Below are 16,132 nucleotides of genomic sequence, written 5' to 3' on the forward strand. Positions count from 1 at the left end.
CTCGACCCTCTTCCCTAGACAAGAAGAGATCATCAACCAAGGGCTGCACCCATGATCAACCAGGGCCACCACCCACAACCCCGACGTTAAAACCCAAGGTTCCCTTCACGGACGTGGGTTTCAGGGAACCGGCGGGAGCGCTACTTCTCCAGGATCGCCGTCACGCCCTGGCCGCCGGCCGCGCAGATGGAGATCAGGCCGCGGCCGGATCCCTTCTCATGCAACAGTTTCGCGAGCGTCGCCACGATCCGGCCGCCGGTCGCGGCGAATGGGTGCCCGGCCGCCAGCGACGAGCCGTTCACGTTGAGCTTCGTGCGGTCGATCGAACCGAGCGGCGCGTCCAGCCCCAGCTTCTCCTTGGCGAAGGCCGGGTCCTCCCACGCCTTGAGCGTGGCGAGCACCTGTGACGCAAACGCCTCGTGGATCTCGTAGAAATCGAAGTCCTGCAACGACAATCCAGCTCGCTCGAGCATCCGCGGCACGGCATACGCAGGTGCCATCAGCAGCCCTTCGGCACCATGGACGTAGTCGACCGCCGCAGTCTGGCTGAACGTCAAATACGCCAGCACCGGCAATTTGTGCGCCTTGGCCCACTGATCAGTGGCCAGCAGCACCGTCGACGCGCCATCAGTGAGCGGCGTCGAGTTGCCCGCCGTCATGGTCCCGTTCGCCCCGCCGTAAACCGGCTTGAGCTTGGCGAGCTTCTCGACCGTTGAATCCGCACGCAGGTTCTGGTCGCGGGTAAGTCGGAGGAACGGCGTGACCAGGTCGTCGAAGAAGCCACGCTCGTAAGCTGCGGCGAGGTTGCGGTGGCTGGCCGCGGCGAGCTCGTCCTGCGCTTCGCGAGTGATGTCCCAAACCGCCGCGGTGAGCGCGGCATGCTCCCCCATCGACAGCCCGGTCCGCGGCTCCGCATTGCGCGGGATCTCCGGCACGATGTGCCCGGGCCGGATCTTCGCGACCAGCTTGAGCCGGTCGGCCAGCGTCTTCGCCGCGTTGAGCCGGACGAGGATCTGCCGCAGGTCGGCGTTCACCGCCAGTGGGGCGTCACTCGTCGTGTCCACGCCGCCCGCGATCGCCGAATCGATTTCCCCGAGAGCGATCTTGTGGGCGACGTTGATCACCGCCTGCAGTCCCGTGCCGCACGCCATCTGGACGTCCGACGCCGCGGTCGCGGGCGAAAGCCTGCTGCCGAGCACGCTTTCGCGGGCGAGGTTGAAGTCCTTGGCATGCTTGAGCACTGCCCCCGCGGCGACCTCGCCGATGAGCTCATCCTGCAGCGAGAAGCGGCTGACCAGGCCGTCGAGCGCGGCGGTGAACATGTCCTGGTTCGAGGCCCGCGCGTAGGGCCCGTTCGACCGCGCGAACGGGATCCGGTTCCCGCCGACGATCGCGACCTTGCGTACGGCCGGCGCTTTCCTCGTCGCCATGACGTCCACCTCTCTGAGTCGTCCCTTTCACACTGTAACCTACTAGCGAGTAGGTTAGACTGCGACGTGACGCAGACAGCACGGGAGGCACGTGATGGCGGACAGGTACCAGCAGTTCACGAAGACCCCGCTGGGGAAGTTCGTGGTGCCGAAGCTCGGCCTGCCCAATCCCGCGACGCTGCGCCGGTACCGTCCCGGCCAGCCCGCCCTCGAGGGTCCCGCACTTCTCGGCGCGGCGCCCGGCGGAAGGCTGGAGAAGACCGTCCGCGCCCAGCTCACCGGAGCCGGGATCGAGGTGCTCTCCGCACCGGCAGACCGGCACGCGGCACTCGTCTTCGACGCCACCGGCATCACGGACCCGGCCGGCTTGCGTGAGGTGTACAGGTTCTTCCATCCGGTGATCCGCAAGGTCGGGGCGTCCGGGCGGGTCGTCGTGCTGGGCACGCCGCCGGAGCTGGCCGAGGGGCGCGAGCGGATTGCGCAGCGCGCGTTGGAGGGGTTCGTCCGGTCGGTCGGCAAGGAGCTCAAGCGCGGCGCGACGGCGCAGCTCGTGTACGTGGCCGAGGGCGCCGAGGAAGCCGCCGAGTCGACGCTGCGGTTCCTGCTGTCGGCGAAGTCGGCGTTCGTGGACGGGCAGGTGATCCGCGTCGGCACGCACGTCAAGACCGCGCCCGCGCCGGAAAACTGGGACAAACCGCTGGACGGCAAGGTCGCGCTGGTCACCGGCGCGTCGCGAGGGATCGGCGAGGCGATTGCCGAAACCCTGGCCCGCGATGGTGCCCACGTCGTGGCGCTCGACATCCCGGCGCAGGGCGGCGATCTGTCCACAGTGGCCAATCGGATCGGTGGTTCGGCGCTGCAGCTGGACATCACGGCGGCCGACGCGCCCGCGAAGCTCGCCGAATACCTGGTCGAACGGCACGGTGGCGTCGACGTCGTCGTGCACAACGCGGGTATCACGCGCGACAAGACTCTCGGCAACCTGACCGAAAGCGGGTGGGACGCGGTCCTCGCGGTGAACCTGTCCGCACAGCTCGCGGTGAACGACAAACTGCTGGGCGACCAGGTGTTGCGCGAGAACGGCCGGATCATCGGGGTGTCGTCGATCGCCGGAATCGCGGGGAATGTGGGGCAGACGAACTACGCGACGTCGAAGGCGGGCGTGATCGGGATGGTGAACGTCGGCACGCCGCAGCTCGCGGAGTACGGCGGCACGATCAACGCGGTCGCGCCGGGGTTCATCGAGACCAAGATGACGGCCGCGGTGCCGCTCTTCATCCGCGAAGCCGGACGGCGGCTGTCGAGCCTCGGTCAGGGCGGGCTGCCAGTGGACGTCGCGGAAACGATTGCGTGGTACGCAAGCCCGGCGTCGGCGGCGGTCAACGGAAACCTGGTGCGCGTGTGCGGCCAGGCTTTGCTGGGAGCGTGAGCCATGTCCGTTCGTGAGCTGACGAGCGCCCCGAGCCTCGCCACGCTGTACCCCAAAGCCTTGCTTCGCCGCGGCGGCTCTTCTTCCTTACCGGACACCGAGTTCGTGCGCCCGGAAGTCGTCGTCGACCCGGCGCACGTCGCGGCGTACAACGAGGTCTGCGGATTCCGTTTTTCGGACACCTTGCCGGTGACGTATCCGCACATGCTGGTGTTCGGACTGCAGATGGCGCTGATGACCGAGCCGGGTTTCCCCTTCCCGCTGCTCGGCCTGGTACACGTGGAGAACCGGATCACGCAACGCCGTCCGCTGCAGCTGGGCGAGACGTTCCGGGTGAGCGTCCGCGCGGAAAACCTGCGTGCGCACGAAAAAGGCCGCCAGTTCGACATGGTGAGCGAGGTCTTTTCCGGCGTCGATCCGGTGTGGACCGAGGTGTCGACGTACCTGCGCCGCTCGGGTACCGGCGCGTCGGCCAGGCGCACCCAGCTGACGCCCCCGGCGCCGACCGCGTTGTGGCACGTCCCGGCCGACATCGGCCGCCGCTACGCCGAGGTGTCCGGCGATCGAAACCCGATCCACCTGCACGCCCTGACCGCGCGAATGTTCGGCTTTCCCAGGGCGATCGCGCACGGAATGTGGACGAAGGCGCATGCTTTGGCGTCGTTCGAGGGCCGGCTGCCGGACGGGTTCAGCGTTGCGGTGCGGTTCAAGCAGCCGGTACTACTCCCGGCCCGCGCGGAGTTCACGACGTGGCAGACCGCGGAGGGGTGGGCGTTTGAGCTTTGGCGGGGGGAGAAACCGCATTTGGACGGGGTGATTTCACCCCTCTGACGGTTTCCAGACCTGCCCTTCCACGAGGTCGTTGAACCCGAGCCACACCAGGTTCATCAGCCAGGACGCGAGGACCCCGTCGGAGATTTCCGGGTGGTCCAGTGCCCAGTCGGCAAGGGATTCGGCGGCGCCGACCAGCGCGGCGGCCAACCCGGTGCCCGAGAACTCCGCCTGTTCGCCGAGGCCCTTGCGCGTACCCGCGGCCACCACGAGGGCCGCGACCAGCTCGATCGCCCGCATCCGCATCGCGGTGATTTCCGCCGCGAACGTGCCACCGACGGTGAGGGCTTGGCGATGCAGCACCGTCCACGACTCGCGGTATTCGGCGACGAACCGGTAGAACGAGCGCAGGCCGTGCCAGAGCTGCATGTCCGGCGGGAGGTCGGGCTGTACCCCGGCTTGGATGGCCTCCAGCAGACGCGTCGCCTCGCGCTGGATGCTCTTGCCGAAGAGGTCTTCCTTCGAGCCGAGATAGGTGTAGATCATCGGCTTGGAGACGCCCGCGACCTCGGAGATCTCGTCCATCGACGCCGAGTGGTAGCCGTGCCGGGAGAACACCTGCACCGCGGCGTCCAGGATCTGCCGTTCGCGGACCGCCCGCGGCAGCCGCCGGGCTCGCTCGGGTTGGCGCTGATCTTCGTCGGGCACAGTGCTTCGACCTCCCTCTCGCTGGCAGGAAACGGTACCCGGCGCCCTGCCCCCAGCGTGCTTGCCGGGCTACCTACTCATCGGTAGCCTTATGTCGGAAAGTTCCGGAAGGGGTGGAAGATGGCGGACAACCCGGAGGCGACCAGCGTCGACCTGGCCGGCCTGCGCGGGGTCGCGCTGCTGGACGCACTGGAGCGCGCCGACGTGAGCGACCTGGACGTCAACGCGGTCGCCGACGCCATCGACCCCCGCGAACTCGGCCGCGACGACGTCAGCAGGCTGCTGGCCACTCTGGTCCGGCTGGCCGAGCGCGCACCCGCGTTCGCACTGGAAAAGGTCGACCCGACGAGGTTCGCCACGCTGGTCGCGCGCGCGTCACGGGCACAGCTGGAAGCCGTGGTCGCCGAGCGCACGCTGCGCGAACGGGTACTGGACGAGATCTTCGCGCGCATGGGAGCGCACATCCGTGCGCGTTCGTTGCACGCGGTCGTGCACTGGCGCCTGTCCGGCGGCACCGGCGCCGGTGGCTATGACCGCTACGAGACAGTGATTTCCTCCGGCTCGTGCACGGTGTCCCGCGAAATGCGCGAGAAACCCCGGGTGACGATCACGCTTTCCCCAGTGGACTTCTTCCGCATCATCACCCACCAGGCGACCCCCGCGGTCCTGTTCGTCACGGGGAAACTGAAGGTGAAGGGTGACCTGGCCTTCGCCGCCGGCCTCACCAGCCACTTCGACCTCCCGCGACCGGCCTGACCCGGTGCCCCGCTGGCGTTCCCGCACGCGCGCCGCGCGCTCCCCCGGTGAGCACGCGGTGAACGGCTTCGCGCGCTCGTTGTCGATCGGGAAGCTGACCCCCGAACAGTTCGTGCAGGTCCTGGAAACGCTGCACATGCTGGGCACCGCCGGCGCCGGCATCGAGTTGAGCTCCCTCACCACGCAAGCACTGGTAGACGTGGTAGCCGCCGCGACCCGCGACCAGCTGAAGGCCATCTCCGACCACGCGGACCTGCGCGCAGTCTTCTTGGACGAGATCTTCCGCCGCATGTCCGAACACTTCCGCCCGGACCGCGCCCGCCACATCGACATCGTGGTCTCCTGGCGCTTCCCCAACGGCGCCGAATACGACCGCTACCAGACGGTCATCGAAGACGGCTTGTGCGTGTCGAGCACCGACCTGACCCGCACGCCAGACACGACGATCACGGTGTCAGTCGAGGATTTCATCCGCATGGCGACGGGTAATGCAGCGGTGGCGGCGATGTTTGTCACGGGGAAGGTGAAGGTGAAGGGGGAGTACGCACCGGCTGTTCGATTGTCGGGGTACTTCGACATTCCGAAGCCGAGTGATGCGGGCTGAGCTCACCCGGCGAGGTCGTCGAGAAGCCAATCGAGCACCATCTCTTCCTCGACTTTGCTGCCGATCTCAGTCATTGCGACGCTCAGCTTGGGATCCCAACGGGCCACTACCGGCGATCCGCTGAGGGCGGCGCTCGGACGCCGTGCGGCCTGCCGGTATGCGGCGGCGTCAAACCGCCACGGTCGGACCGGCAGCCGATCGAAAAGGACGTTGCCGATGCGGATGCCGCCCCAGTCGAAATCGCTGTGGTGGCGTAGTTCGGCACCGGTCTCGGCAAGCGCTCGAAGGAGCGCCATGACCGCCGTTCCCGGCTGGCCGTAGGTGCAGACCAGCGGCGGGCAGGCTGGCCCGAGGCGGTCCGCGGCTGCGGTGACCACGACCGGGTTCTCGCAGACGAAGACGAGCTGGTCAGTCAACCGCGGTGGGTCCCGGACGAGCTGACGCAGGGTCAGGACCGCGGGCTCGCCCGCGGCGTGGAAGGCAGCGAGGGCCTGGCCGGTCGTGGTCTGCGGGTCACCAGACAGGCCGAGGGTGAGGACGGTGCTGGACACCTCATCGCGCAGCACCCCGACGGCGGCCCAGACCTCCCGGTTGGTCGCGGTGTCGGATACCTCGGCAAGCGCTCGTGCGGCGCTCAGCGCGAGTGTGGCCAGAGGTTTGCCGTCGTCGAGGCCGTGCGCGTCCTGGATGGTGCGCGCGGCCAGGTGCCCTAGAGGTTCACCGGATGCGGGTAGTTCAGTGAGAACCTTGGCGAGGTCGGCGAGCAGCTGGGCAGCGGTCTCCGGGGTGACAGCCAGCCTGCGGACGAGCCCGGTCGCGTGCTGGCGTTCGTACCACCTTTCCAGTTCCGGCCGCGTCTGCACGATCGCCGCAACCGGGACGAAAGCCTGCTGCCAGGCCGTTTCCACCGCGGCACGGTGCGCGCTGCGGTCGACGATCGGGCCGCCGAGCGCGACCACCGCAGCGACGAGTCCTTCACGGCTGGCGCCGGAGCGTCGGAGCACTTCGTCGACCGCGGGTAGCGCCACCGTCAGGGCGTTTCCCGCCCGCGGTCGCCGTCCGAGCAGGCGGTGCACCGCGTCGCGCTGAGCGAGGGTGGCATCGGGGAGCGTAATGGTGGTGTCCAGCGTTTCGCCCCGTTCGAGCCTTCGTCGTACGCGCTCGACCAGCCATGTCAGTTCGGTACCGAGAAGCCGGGCCAGCCGCGCCCGGTCGACCGCAGGTGCTGGGGGGTGCTGATGGTTCATTGCTGCTCGTCGTCCGGAGCGAGCTGATCGGTGTCGCTCCACAGGTCGTCCATGGCCGCTGTGGGTGAAGGCTCGACCAGTATTTTCCGCCGGCCGTCCCATTCCCAGTTAGTGACGAGTACCGCGGCGACTTCGTCGGTCCTGGACAGCTGCGAGATGGCGAGGCCCGGCACTTCCGGGTAACAGCCCCATTCTCGTTCGCTTGTCATCACCACGTCGAGGTCGAATGCGGCGAGCAGGCCGAGGTACTTCGCGCGGGCATTGTCGTCGACGCCGGCGAATGCTTCGTCCAAGGTCACCAGCCGCGGCGCATGCGGATTGCCGGCGGAGCCGTAGTGCGACGATGCGGCCGCGAAGAGCGGCACGCTGGCCGCCAGCACCCGTTCTCCGCCCGAGGCTGGGCCGGTCGCCGGTTTCCATTGGCCGTTCTGGTGGCGCTGGATGACGAACCGGTTCCAGGCCCGGTAGTCCAGTGCCGTGGTCAGGTGCTCGAGCCAGGTGCCGGAGCTGTCCTGTGCCCGCACCTCCGCAATCCTGGCCTGCAGGAATGCGCCGACGGCCGCTCGATCCTCCTCGGACCAGGCGTCGGCGGTCTGGCGCAGCAACCGCTCCCGGGCAGCGGCCAGCCCGGCCGGGCCGTCCTCGCGGGGCCGCCACTGAAGCCGCAGCCGCATCCCGGTACTGGTCGGCCGTTCGGAGAGCTCCACATTCATGCGCGCGACCTGGGCTTCGGCGGTGGTGATGAGCTCCTGCAGAGTACTCGCCACTTCGTTGACCAGGTGGTTTTCCAGGATTTCCCGCTCGCGTTCGTTCAGCAGCCGCTCCCGGTCAGCCACCTCGGCGGCGAGCGCAGTGGTCAGTTCCGGCATGGTTGCCGGCTTTCCGCGGAACTCGACCTCGACCACCAGACCGTCTTCGAGCAGGTCGCCGGAAACCCGGCTGCCTTGGCGCGACAGCGTGTCGGTGAGGCTCTTGAGCTCGTCGTTGACCTGCTTCTGCGTGCGATCCCAGGCATTGTCGTCGTCCGGGGTGTCAGCGAGTTCCTCGTTCACCCGCCGGGCGAGCCGGACGGTCGGATCAGGCGCCCATGCTTCGAGCGGATCCGGGATCGGCAAGTTGGGCAGCGCCACCGCGAGCAGGCCGGTCCGTGCGAATCGTCGTAGGGATTCAGTCGCTGCAGCGCGTTCCTTGGTTGCGCCTTGCAAGTCCTCGCGGAGTTTTCCGCGGAGAGCGTCCGCCTTGCCCCGGGCATCGATCGCGACGTCACGCTCCCGGCCGGCGCCGGTCGCAGCAGTTTCGTTGTCCGCTATGGCTTTCGCTACTGCGGCCAAGCGTGCTTCGAGCTCCGCGACGGCCGCCCCGACGGTTTCGCGCAGCGTCCGGTGGTGCTCAGCGGTGGTGGCCGCGGTCTGTTCCGCGGTCGCCGCGCGGTCCGCCACCTCGGCGAGGTCCGCATCGGCTTCTTCCCGTTCTTCGGTTGCTTGCTGCGCTGCGCGGCGTGCCTCGGCAACCGCGTTGAGCACGGGCCAAAGCCCAGCGAGCGCGACCCGGTAGTCGGAAAGGCCATCCTCCACTTCGGAGAGTGCAGCGCTGGTCGTTGGCAAGCCGGTGTCCATTGCGGACTCGGCGAGCGTGGCCCGGGCCGTCTCGGCGGCCTCGCTCGCAGCGACCACAGCGGCCTGTGCGTCCGACTGTCTTATCGTCATCCGGTGCACATCGTCGGCCAGTCGTTGGGCTGCGGAGTGTGCATCGTGCAGGGTAGCGTCGGACGGCATGCCGGACACCTCGTTGTTGAGCGTGTGCTGACGTTGCCGCAGCTTGCCTCGCTCCTGCGCGAGCGCGCTCAGTTTTGCTTCGACCTCGGCAAGTTCGGCGAGCAGTGTCTCGAGCCGGGCCCGTCTGGCGGCCTCCCGGGCGCCGCGTCCGACGTACTCCGCGGCCGGCTTGTGCCAGGCTCCGCGCAGCACACCAATCTGGTACTCCCCGGCCGTGTTGACCCAGGTTTCGCCGCTCCCGTCCAGCCCAATTGCGCCGAGCAGTTCGGCCACCGTTGCGTCGGAAACCGCATCGGCCAGCGGATCTTCTCGATCAACCGCGGGGGTCAGCACCGTGGCCAGGCTCGTGCCGTCGATCGTGTGCCGCGGGCTGAGGACAACGTCTTCGGTATCTGGCGAAAGCAGCTCGCCTGCAGGGGTGACCCAGGCGTCGAGGACACCGGCGGCTTCGAGCGCTGCTTCGAGGCCCGCGCGGTCGGCAGGCGCCACGTCGGCCGCGAAGTCGACCAGCTGCCAAAAGGGGGCGCCGAAGCGAGCGGATCGGGCAGCGTGCCGGCGGGTGTAGGGCGTCGGTGGGGCGTTGTCCTCACCGCGCTCCAGCCGTTCGATCTCCGCCACGAGCTCGCCGGATCGCTCGCGCGTGGTGCGCTCCTCGGCTTCGTGTGTGGCGTCCGTGCGGGCAAGGTTCGCAGCTGCTGCTTGTCCGGCAGTGGTCACCGCGGCGGCGGCGGGATTTACATCCGCCATCGTCTCGATCCAGAGCTCGAGCTCGGCGAACGTGCTTGCCGGGTCGACAAGGTGCAGTTCGGTGGCGCCGTCGAGGTGCTCGCGGATCGCCGTGACCAACGTTCGCCCGCACTCGACGATGCGGCTTTCTGCCTCGACCCGCCGCTCCGCGAGTTCAGTTGCCTCCGCATCCAGGTCGGTGGCCTTGCGTCGGGTTTCGGCCAGTGTGCGTTGGGCCGCATCGACGGCGCGAATCAGCCTCGTCACTTGCTCGATGGCGTGCTGTTGCCGCTTGGCCAGTTGATCGGCGGCCGAGCGTAGCCGGGCAACCTCGGGTTCGGTGTCGAGCGGGGAGTTGATGCGTTCAGCATGCAGGGCGTCGATCCTCGCCACGGTCGAGGCGCTCTTCGCGTGTTCCCGGGCATCGCTGAGCGCAGCGTCGATTTTAGACAATTGTTCCGCTGCGCGGGTTTCCTGGGCACGACGAATGGCGAACTTGGTGGTGGCCTTGTCCTGGGCGACCTTGAGTCGAGTCTTCTCATCGCCGGCCTTACGGGCGTCTTCGGCGGCGCGCGCGAGCTCTTGCGCACTGCGCATCTCGGGGCCAGTACGCAGGGCGGCGTCGCGCGTTTGCAATTGGTTGCGTGTCGCGGTGAGCTCGGCCAGCGTCGCCTCCGCAGCAGCCAGTGCCGTTTTCGCCTGTTCATAGGCATTTTCCGCGGCAGTCAAGTCTTCACTGACCCGCCGGTAAGTGACTTGGGCTGCCCGCGGAAGCGCGGCTCGGCGCCGCGAGGCGATCCGCGCGTAGCGGCTGTAATGGCTCAGGAACGTATTCGCCGCTTGGTGCGCTTCGGTCATCGCGACGAGGGAGTTGCGGTCTTCTTCGAGGCTGCGGAACGCGTCTGCAACGTCCGCGACCACGGCTTGATCAAGCGGTGGCAACGCTTCGGTGAGTGCTGCGGACAGTGCCTTTTCACTGGGGCGCTTGGACAACTGAGGCTGCCGCAACTGCACGAGCAAGTCCACCAACGCGTCGTATCGTTGTTCGCCGAAGCTGAACAGCGCTTCGTCGACGGCGCGCCGGTAGTTGCGGGCGCGCTCGTAGACTGTGCCGTGTTCGCCGAGCGCGTCGCTGAGACGATCCTTGCTCAACGCTGTTGCAGTCGCGTCGACCAGCTCGAGATCAGCGCCGACCCGCTGCTCGGTGACGAAGTACCAATGCCGGGCGATCCCTTTCCCGGACACCGCTTTCATCCCACAACCGAGGGTGGTGAACCGAGGCATCCCGTCGTCGTCGATGCGGCCGAACTCGAGCCAGGTGTACCCGAGCCGTTCCGGGTAGGGGTGTGCCCCACCGAGCAGGAGGTTCCATTCCATCTTCTTTTTCGGGTCTGCATCCGGCTCGACCCGATGCGGCGACAGGTCGCCGTCGAGCAGAAACGGCAGCATGAGGGCGAGCACTTTGGACTTGCCCGTGCCATTGTTGCCGCGCAGCAGCAGACGTCCATCGCGGAACCGGAACTCTTCGGTGTCGTAGTAGAAGAGGTCGACTAGTCCGGCGCGCAACGGTTGCCAGCGTTCCAGGGACGGCTCAGGCAGAGTTCGGGTCATCGGCGTTCCTGGATGGTCACTTCGGCCAGCGCGTACCGGGACAGGGCAGGCCGAGCGGTGGCCGCTTCGGTAGTCAGACTGATCAGCCGCAGGGCTGCGAGCCGGGACAACGCAAGCGCCGTCAACTCGATTTCCGCGCCGGGTTCAGCGGCGGCCCGACGCCAGTAGGTGCGATTTATGGCAGCGAACTCGCGGAGCTTGGCATGCAGTTCGGGCAACGGAACCTGGCGATTACCGGTTCCGGCTAGATATTCCGCGAGCAGCAGGGTGGCATGGCCTTCGGTGCCGCTTTCGGGCATGCGGACGTCGGTGAGGTCGTCGACCGGGTCGACCATGGCGATGCCTTCGGCGCGAATTTCGGCGACCAGCCCGGTCAGTTCCCCGATCCGGGAAGTGATCGCGGCGCGCTGGCTGGTGAGGTAGGTGAGTTCCGCTTCCGTCAGCTCGTCAAAATAGAGCACTGGTTCGTCTAGCAGGCGCCGGGTCAGCTGGTGACGGATGCGCTGGTTGCGCAAGTCTTCCGTGGTGGGTGGGAGCTCCCCGGTCAGCGCGGCGAGGCGAGCTTCGAAGCTGTCCGCCTGGATCGTGGATGGCCCGCGCGGTGTGGCCAGCAGTGCCCCCAGCACGCGGCGTTCTACGTCGTAGAGCACGTCTCCGGTGTCTTTGACGAACGCGTCCTCGTCGCCTGCGACGCGGCTGAGTACCCCGAGGTCGAGCAGGAACCGGACTACGGAAACCAGGTCGCCGCGTTCTTCCCGGCCCCGCAGGGTGAACTCGATTCCGGCGTCGACCAGGTCCGGATCACCCGCGCCAAGGACGACTTGCTCGGCGAGCCGGCCGAGGGTGATCTGTGCGTCCGCGCGGTCGAGGGTGGCCAGTGCGAGGCAGAGCAGCACGTACCGACGGCGGCCGAACGGCTGCTTGGCACGTACGTCCCGAGCTGGGTGGGTGTGATCTGTGGTCGTCGCTGCGGTTTTGACCAGGCGCGCGACCTCGCTGTCGACAAGCAGGCGCCAGCCGGTGTTGCGGTCGAACCAGGCGCGCAGCTCGCTCGCGTGCCGCCGGATCGCGGCGAAGTCGTCAGAACCCGGACCGGATGCCCGCACGATCGGGCGGCGCAGGAGCGCGCGTGCCGCCCGCCGGAAGTCGTCGACGTGGGAGGCGGACAGTGCATCAGCCAGCGAACTCATCCGACCGCTTCTTCGATGTCGGTCGCCGTGAGGTCGACGATCTCCACCAGGTGATCCGGTCCGCGGAACACGCCATGTGGAGTATTGATCGCGGCGTCTCCAGCGCCGTCGACAGCTGTCAGCCGGATGGACATACTGCCGTCTGAGGTCGTGGTTTCCACGCTGCGCCGCCCCGGCGTGCGGGCGGCGAGCGCGTCCCCGAGCAGAGTCAGGAACAGCCGAAAGGTGTTCGGATCGAGTTCGCCGAGGTCGGCGAGCCGGGTTGGCCGGCTGGTGACCAACGCGGCTCGGGCGGCCGCGGTCTCCGCTGCCTCGCGGGCGGCAAGTGCGGCCAGGTATCGACGTTGTTTGCTGCGGTCGACCACCCGGTTCGGCTTGCCCCGCCGCTCGTAACTGCCGGTCTTGCGCAGCCGAGGGCTAATCTCCAGCGGTGGTGCCTGTGCCCACGGCGTGCTCGCTGGGACCGGATTCTCTTCGCGGGCCCGGAGGGTGTCCGAGTCCACGGTCAGGTGCCGGGCGGCGGACAGCCCGAAAGCCGAGCGCCAGAGCCGGTGCGCTGATGTCTCGTCCGGTGCCTGTGCGAACCATTTCGCCAGACTGCGGAAATCGGCGGACCGATCCGACCGTCCGGCCCGGCGTTCGTTGAGCGCTGCGACGACCTGGAGCAGCTGCGGAATAGCCGCCCTGGCCTGTGACCGGAGAAGTTTCGCCTGGCTAGGGTGCTGCTGTTCGCTGATGAACCAGCTACGCACGCCCTGCCAACGGTCCCGCCACAGCGGCAGCAGACGTTCGAACTCAACCTGCCGGGGGTCGTCGACACCGGCCGCCTCGCCCGGTGCGGCGTCCTCCGCTTCACGCCAGGCGGTGAGGTCAAGCAGCGCGCCGACGCCGAGCTCCTCGATTTCGCCGATCAGGGCGGTGATCTTGCCACCCGTGCCGACCAGGTCACGGATGAATCGCTCGAGGTAGTCGATCAACCGGTCTTTGTAGGCGCGGAAAGCGTCGGCATCGGCGTCGTGCAGATCGATCGTGCGTTGCAGGGACGCCATGAACGCTTGCGCGTTGCTCGCCAGGTCGGTGAATCGGTCGACCAGTGCACGAAGGAGCAGGTGCACTTTTGCCGGATCGGGCTGAGACTGCCGAGCGAGCTCGAGCAACGCCCGCAGCTGGCCGGCGATGTCGGACAACGCGACGGCCTGCAATGCGCCACGCCGGCCAAGCGCCTCGTCGTACGCGGCGATCGCCTGCTCGGCAGCCTCGCCACGTTCGGTGAGCTGGTAGAGGAATCGGGCCCGGTGGAAGTCCTCCACCGTGGTGACCCGGCTCGTGTCCGGATCCGCGCGGAGGTTCCCCCACTCCACCAACCGGGCGAGTGAATCGGCGACCGCGGTGAGCTCGGTCCCGGTGACCGTTTCGTGCACGTCCTCCGGCCGAAGGTGCACCGTGAAGCGACGCTTGGCCTGCACGAATGCGTGCATGAGCTGGCGGTAGAGGGTGCTGTTGGGTGCGGTCAGGTGCGCGAACGGCTGGAATTCCTGCACCTCGGCTCCTCTTCTCGGCCTGTCTAAGAGGGTACGGGTGACCACCGACAGAATCCCGAGGTGCTGGGCGGTCAGTCTCGGCGGCTTCTGTCGGCGTCCCGCCATAGAGTGATGCGCATGGCATTTGCAGACATTCGGGCCGACCACGTGCGGGCCGCCGTCGTCGAGTTTGAGCGGCTGCAGCAGGGCGAATTCCTTGCCCGGTATGGGCTCCCGTCGGACAAACGGTACGACCTGCTGGTTGAGCCATACGCCTACCCTGCCCGGGCGATTGTCTGCCGAGCGTATCACTTGGCGACCGGAGGTAAGCTCCCGACAAGCCAGGCCAACGGAGCCATCGCGTTGTTCCTTACTTGCCTGACGGACCTGGGCTTTGAGGTCATCGATCGGGAGACAGCTCCCCGGTTCGGGGAGATTCCGGGGGTACCGGAGGGCACGACGTTCGTAGATCGACGTGCGGCCCAGGCACGGGGCACGCATCGGGCTGGGCAGGCTGGCATTGTTGGCACCGGTCAGACGGGCGCTGAGTCGATCGTCGTTTCCGGCGGTTACGGCGACCAGGACTATGGTTCCGTGATTCTCTACGTCGGGCACGGTGGGCGCGCTAAGAACTCCAAGAAGCAAATCGCCGATCAGAGCTTCGCTGCTCCCGGTAACGCGGCCTTGCTGAACAGTTGCACTACCGGCGCTTCTGTCCGGGTGGTTCGTGGCGCGCATCCTGGGTCGGATTATGCACCGAAATCTGGATATCGCTACGATGGTTTGTTTCGGGTGGACCATGCCGAGCAGGTTCGGCTCGATGATGGTTTTGTTCGTTGCCTTTTCTGGATGTCCACTCTCACCGTTGATGTGCTCAGTGGACCGCTGGTTCCGGTGGAGATATCAGCCACAGATGAGGAAGTCTCGTTACCTCCGGGAAAATCTCAGCCTGGCCGACGGACGGTTGTCGCCGAGCGGGTGATCCGAGTCACTCGAGTGGCGCGCGGGATCAAGCTCATGTACCGCGATACCTGCCAGATGTGTCGAGTCCAGTTGGCGGTGGGTGATCGAACTTATTCGGAGGGTGCGCATATCAAAGCGCTCGGCAGCCCCCATAATGGCGACGACGAACCGAGGAACATGCTGTGTCTTTGTCCGAACTGCCACGCCCTCTTTGACTTGGGCGGTATCATTATTCGGGATGACCTGTCACTTATTCGAAATGGTTCACCGGCAGGTTCACTGCACGTGTTGCCAGGTCATGAAATTGATATGAAGAGCGTCGCTTACCATCGAGCAGCGGCCCGAAGGACGGCGCTGAAGACGTGACGGCTGGGTCGTTGCCGCCTGCTCGCTCAACCCTCCACAATCCGGCCCTCGATCACCGGATGGGCCGCCTTCGGCTTGGGCTCCTCCGTCACTACCTCGCTGTCCACCACCATCACCGGGCCCCTCCGCTGGTTCGCGTACCTGATGGCGCGCTTCTCCGCCCTCCGGAGCCACATCCGGCGGGCTACCGAGCGGGTCGGCGGGAGGAGGAACAGCAGGCCAAGCACGTCGCTCACGAAGCCGGGTAGCATGATCAATACGCCACCCACTGCGACGAGCATGCCGTCGGTCAGTTCTTTTTCCGGGTTGCGGCCTGATTGTGCCGTGGTGACGAACGCGCGCATCGCCTTGCCGCCTTCTCGGCGGGCCAGCCACGAGCCCGCGAATGCGCCCGCGATCAGCAGGGCGATCGTGCCCAGCACACCGACTACCGAGCCCACCGCCCAGATCGCGGCGACCTCGGCGAGGACGTAGAGCAGGAACACGACAGCCATGTCCAGTGAACGAACGATGCCCCGGTTTTGCTCCCGAACCGGCATCAGTGCAGGTCAGCGAGGAATGCGGCGACGTCGCGGGGGGACTGCAGCAGTACCTGTCTCGTCCGCGAGGTTGCGACGCGGTGGAGCAGGGCGCTCCGGTGGGTGCGCCGCCAGTGCCAGATCCACTTGACGAACTCGAAGTCCACCTTCGACACGCATCCGGCGGCCTGCGTGTCCTGACCACGTTCGCGCAGGTGGCGGCGCAGTACCCGGACCATGCAGACGGCGCGCGGAGGGTCCAGGAACACGACGGTGTCGGCGAGCGGCAAGCGTAAATCGAGGGTCTTGCTGTAGTTCCCCTCGATGACCCAAGCGCCCGTGCTCACCGCCTTGGCGACCCCGGCGCGGAACTCCTCGAACGGCGCTTGCACCCAGCCCGGGCGCCAGAACAGCCGGTCCAGATGGGTGACCGGCACGCCGAGGGTCGCGCCCAGCTGCCGGGCCAATGTGGACTTCCCGCTGCCGGAACAACCCAGCACCACAATGCGCCGACCCAT

General features: G+C 67.3%; 13 protein-coding genes. 5 read left to right on the forward strand and 8 right to left on the reverse strand.

The genetic code is table 11. The features are described 5' to 3' along the window. Window positions 1-140: 140 nt before the first annotated feature. On the reverse strand, window positions 141-1,430 hold the full coding sequence (locus OO71_RS12565; protein ID WP_033289928.1) for an acetyl-CoA C-acetyltransferase: 1,290 nt from the start codon (window positions 1,428-1,430) through the stop codon (window positions 141-143). A 94-nt stretch (window positions 1,431-1,524) separates the two neighbouring features. Between OO71_RS12565 and OO71_RS12570 the strand changes: the two genes are divergently transcribed. Beyond that, window positions 1,525-2,859 carry a 3-oxoacyl-ACP reductase gene (locus OO71_RS12570; protein ID WP_033289929.1) on the forward strand — a complete coding sequence of 445 codons (1,335 nt, stop codon included), beginning with the start codon at window positions 1,525-1,527 and terminating at the stop codon, window positions 2,857-2,859. A 3-nt stretch (window positions 2,860-2,862) separates the two neighbouring features. Next, entirely contained in the window at window positions 2,863-3,690 is an 828-nt protein-coding gene (locus OO71_RS12575; protein ID WP_033289930.1) for a MaoC family dehydratase, read from the forward strand. On the opposite strand, the gene OO71_RS12580 is transcribed toward OO71_RS12575, so the two are convergent. Then, window positions 3,679-4,338, reverse strand: a complete 660-nt coding sequence (locus OO71_RS12580; RefSeq protein ID WP_033289931.1) for a TetR/AcrR family transcriptional regulator — start codon at window positions 4,336-4,338, stop codon at window positions 3,679-3,681. The two genes, OO71_RS12575 and OO71_RS12580, sit on opposite strands and share 12 nt — an antisense overlap. A gap of 120 nt (window positions 4,339-4,458) precedes the next feature. Between OO71_RS12580 and OO71_RS12585 the strand changes: the two genes are divergently transcribed. Both OO71_RS12585 and OO71_RS12590 read left to right on the forward strand, forming a co-directional pair. After that, complete coding sequence (locus OO71_RS12585) at window positions 4,459-5,094, forward strand: SCP2 sterol-binding domain-containing protein (protein ID WP_033289932.1); 636 nt, start codon at window positions 4,459-4,461, stop codon at window positions 5,092-5,094. A 58-nt stretch (window positions 5,095-5,152) separates the two neighbouring features. Beyond that, window positions 5,153-5,698: an SCP2 sterol-binding domain-containing protein gene (locus tag OO71_RS12590; RefSeq protein ID WP_033289933.1), complete on the forward strand. Its 546-nt coding sequence runs from the start codon at window positions 5,153-5,155 to the stop codon at window positions 5,696-5,698. 2 nt (window positions 5,699-5,700) lie between these two features. Here the strand turns inward: OO71_RS12590 and OO71_RS12595 are convergent, their stop codons facing one another. The 4 genes from OO71_RS12595 to OO71_RS12610 are packed head-to-tail and all read right to left on the reverse strand — an operon-like array spanning window position 5,701 to window position 13,788. Next, on the reverse strand, window positions 5,701-6,945 hold the full coding sequence (locus OO71_RS12595; RefSeq protein WP_033289934.1) for a TIGR02679 family protein: 1,245 nt from the start codon (window positions 6,943-6,945) through the stop codon (window positions 5,701-5,703). Then, entirely contained in the window at window positions 6,942-11,057 is a 4,116-nt protein-coding gene (locus OO71_RS12600) for a TIGR02680 family protein (RefSeq protein ID WP_084144909.1), read from the reverse strand. The genes OO71_RS12595 and OO71_RS12600 overlap by 4 nt, the downstream gene beginning before the upstream one ends. Then, a complete protein-coding gene (locus OO71_RS12605; RefSeq protein ID WP_033289935.1) occupies window positions 11,054-12,247 on the reverse strand; it encodes a TIGR02678 family protein in 1,194 nt (397 codons plus the stop codon). Before OO71_RS12605 ends, OO71_RS12600 begins: the two co-directional genes overlap by 4 nt. Continuing rightward, the gene (locus OO71_RS12610) at window positions 12,244-13,788 is read right to left on the reverse strand and encodes a TIGR02677 family protein (RefSeq protein ID WP_033289936.1); all 1,545 of its coding nucleotides are present in this window, start codon (window positions 13,786-13,788) and stop codon (window positions 12,244-12,246) included. The genes OO71_RS12605 and OO71_RS12610 overlap by 4 nt, the downstream gene beginning before the upstream one ends. Window positions 13,789-13,905: 117 nt before the next feature. Here OO71_RS12610 and OO71_RS48750 point away from each other — a divergent pair, with 117 nt between their 5' ends. Next, the gene (locus tag OO71_RS48750) at window positions 13,906-15,096 is read left to right on the forward strand and encodes a YDG/SRA domain-containing protein (RefSeq protein WP_162186067.1); all 1,191 of its coding nucleotides are present in this window, start codon (window positions 13,906-13,908) and stop codon (window positions 15,094-15,096) included. Between the two features lie 26 nt (window positions 15,097-15,122). Here the strand turns inward: OO71_RS48750 and OO71_RS12615 are convergent, their stop codons facing one another. Next, window positions 15,123-15,590: an FxsA family protein gene (locus OO71_RS12615; protein ID WP_033289937.1), complete on the reverse strand. Its 468-nt coding sequence runs from the start codon at window positions 15,588-15,590 to the stop codon at window positions 15,123-15,125. Window positions 15,591-15,634: 44 nt separating this feature from the next. Further along, a complete protein-coding gene (locus tag OO71_RS12620) occupies window positions 15,635-16,132 on the reverse strand; it encodes a P-loop NTPase family protein (RefSeq protein WP_033289938.1) in 498 nt (165 codons plus the stop codon).

This window comes from Amycolatopsis jejuensis (assembly GCF_000717335.1).
GTDB classification, from domain to species: Bacteria; Actinomycetota; Actinomycetes; order Mycobacteriales; family Pseudonocardiaceae; genus Amycolatopsis; species Amycolatopsis jejuensis.

What these genes read in the sequence shown, in the direction of transcription:
- OO71_RS12565 (WP_033289928.1), bottom strand. Translation starts at nt 1,430, where the DNA reads ATGGCGACGAGGAAAGCGCCGGCCGTACGCAAGGTCGCGATCGTCGGC.
- OO71_RS12570 (WP_033289929.1), top strand. Translation starts at nt 1,525, where the DNA reads ATGGCGGACAGGTACCAGCAGTTCACGAAGACCCCGCTGGGGAAGTTC.
- OO71_RS12575 (WP_033289930.1), top strand. Translation starts at nt 2,863, where the DNA reads ATGTCCGTTCGTGAGCTGACGAGCGCCCCGAGCCTCGCCACGCTGTAC.
- OO71_RS12585 (WP_033289932.1), top strand. Translation starts at nt 4,459, where the DNA reads ATGGCGGACAACCCGGAGGCGACCAGCGTCGACCTGGCCGGCCTGCGC.
- OO71_RS12595 (WP_033289934.1), bottom strand. Translation starts at nt 6,945, where the DNA reads ATGAACCATCAGCACCCCCCAGCACCTGCGGTCGACCGGGCGCGGCTG.
- OO71_RS12600 (WP_084144909.1), bottom strand. Translation starts at nt 11,057, where the DNA reads ATGACCCGAACTCTGCCTGAGCCGTCCCTGGAACGCTGGCAACCGTTG.
- OO71_RS12605 (WP_033289935.1), bottom strand. Translation starts at nt 12,247, where the DNA reads ATGAGTTCGCTGGCTGATGCACTGTCCGCCTCCCACGTCGACGACTTC.
- OO71_RS48750 (WP_162186067.1), top strand. Translation starts at nt 13,906, where the DNA reads ATGGCATTTGCAGACATTCGGGCCGACCACGTGCGGGCCGCCGTCGTC.
- OO71_RS12615 (WP_033289937.1), bottom strand. Translation starts at nt 15,590, where the DNA reads ATGGCTGTCGTGTTCCTGCTCTACGTCCTCGCCGAGGTCGCCGCGATC.
- OO71_RS12620 (WP_033289938.1), bottom strand. Translation starts at nt 16,132, where the DNA reads ATGGGTCGGCGCATTGTGGTGCTGGGTTGTTCCGGCAGCGGGAAGTCC.